General features: G+C 40.7%; 2 protein-coding genes. Both read right to left on the bottom strand.

Annotated elements, in window-relative coordinates:
* On the bottom strand, nucleotides 1–447 hold a 447-nt coding region (locus BV372_RS33395), incomplete at its 3' end, for an ankyrin repeat domain-containing protein (RefSeq protein ID WP_143845468.1).
* An 11-nt stretch (nucleotides 448–458) separates the two neighbouring features.
* On the bottom strand, nucleotides 459–1,868 hold the full coding sequence (locus BV372_RS33400; protein ID WP_086691599.1) for an STM4012 family radical SAM protein: 1,410 nt from the start codon (nucleotides 1,866–1,868) through the stop codon (nucleotides 459–461).
* Between the last annotated feature and the right edge of the window lie 81 nt (nucleotides 1,869–1,949).

Below are 1,949 nucleotides of genomic sequence, written 5' to 3' on the forward strand. Positions count from 1 at the left end.
ATAAATTGTTGAGGGGTGACAAGCACACATCATTCGATAACCCGCAACTTGGGTTATTAGTGTTTCTATAATATCGTGATGCTGATTAATTGTTGCTGCTAATAGAGGATTAAAAGCATCGTCTTCCTCAATCCCTAGATTAACATCTGCACCATAGTTAATTAAAATTTCTACGATTTCTCTGTGTCCTTGTGCAGCTGCATAATAAATTGGTGTGGGACTATTAATCATTTTACGGAAATTTGGATCTATACCCTTATCTAACAATTTTCTAATTTTTTCAATATCTCCTTTTTCTGCTACGTAGTGTATGCGTCCACGAGAATCGGTTAAAATCTCTAATAGCATACCCATAATTAACCAAATAATGGCAAAGTAACACCACCAATATAAATATTTATCACTCAAGTCTTCTGCACTAATAAACATTGCCAACATATAGGTCATTTAAAAATCTACTATTTCAACTCATAACCCTGCATTAATTTCTGAACTTTCTTAGAAAATAACCACGCGCCAATAGTGTCAGAACGTTCAATGCCAAATTCAGTTAACTGCAAAATTTCTCCATCTTTTATCGCCAAATTTAAAGTCAGTAATTCAGATAATTCTGGAAAATCAGCGTACACATCACTACCAAATCGCTGACGATAAGCAACCAAATTCAATCCTTCATGAGAAAGCAAAGATAATAGAATATACCGCCGACGTTGTTCATCTGTATCTAGTTGAAAGCCATAGTGCGTGTAGTCAAATAACTCATCAGGTGTTTGAATATATGCTTGCAAAATATCACTGATTCCTTTTGCACTTACCGCATACTCGTTGGAGTAGTGCAAACTATCGGTGTAGGAACGTGCGCCACAACCTAAACCAACCATACCGTCGGCTTGACAGCAGTATATGGGGGAGGGGGGAGATGAGGGAAAGGGGGGAGACAAGGAAGAAATATTACTACCTTGTCCTCCTTGTCCCCCTTGTCCCCCTTCCAGTCGTTGAAACATCCGCATGGAAACCTGGGTATATCCTTGCGATAATAAGAGCGATCGCCCTTGGCGGTAACAAGCTAAACGAATATCGTCCCATTCTTTATCTGTGCGTCCCAAACCTGTTAACGGCCGTACATACAAGGGATACAGATAGATTTCTTCTGGTTGAAAGCGCAAAGCAGTATGTATTGATTGCAACCAAGTATCGACGGTTTGACCGGGTAAACCGTAAATCAGGTCAATATTCAAAGTCGGAAATCCAGCTTCTTTTATCCTTGTTAAAGCTGCTTCTACTTGAGTATTGGATTGACGGCGCTGGGTTGCTAAGACTTCCGATTCGATGAAACTTTGGACACCAATACTAACACGATCTACAGAGTGCGATCGCAACAGCTTTAACTTATCCTGTGTTGCGGTTTCTGGTGAAACTTCTATAGAAATGGGAATTTCCTGCAACTTTGCACCCATAGTATTTTCAGCAATATCGAGAATAGTTTCCAGGTGCTGAATGGGTAATTGAGTCGGAGTTCCCCCACCAATAGCGAACCTAGCAAAAGACGCATCACCCAACACCGCTTTCATCCGTTGCGCCTGTCGCTGTATCGTGCAGACATATTGACTGATAAAATCTTCATTGTAGCTGACTGTAGTAAACAAATTGCAGAAACCACAACGCATTTCACAAAACGGGATGTGGATGTAGAGAAACAGCGCTTGTCTATCTTGCTGTGTCCAAAGTTCAGGAAGATATATCGGCGGAGTGAAAGGACGGTAAGCTGTTTTGTGGGGATAAGAATAAACGTATGCTTGATAGGGAGACTGAGAAATTTTGGATTTTAGATTTTGGATTTTGGATTGGGGATTTTGGGTTTTAATCATAAAATTTCAAGGTTTTCATAAACAGGACTTACGCAACTGTCACAAGCAATGGCGCGGCTACACCGCGCCGAGCGCCAAGCA

The organism is Nostoc sp. T09 (genome assembly GCF_002154695.1).
GTDB lineage: Bacteria > Cyanobacteriota > Cyanobacteriia > Cyanobacteriales > Nostocaceae > Aulosira.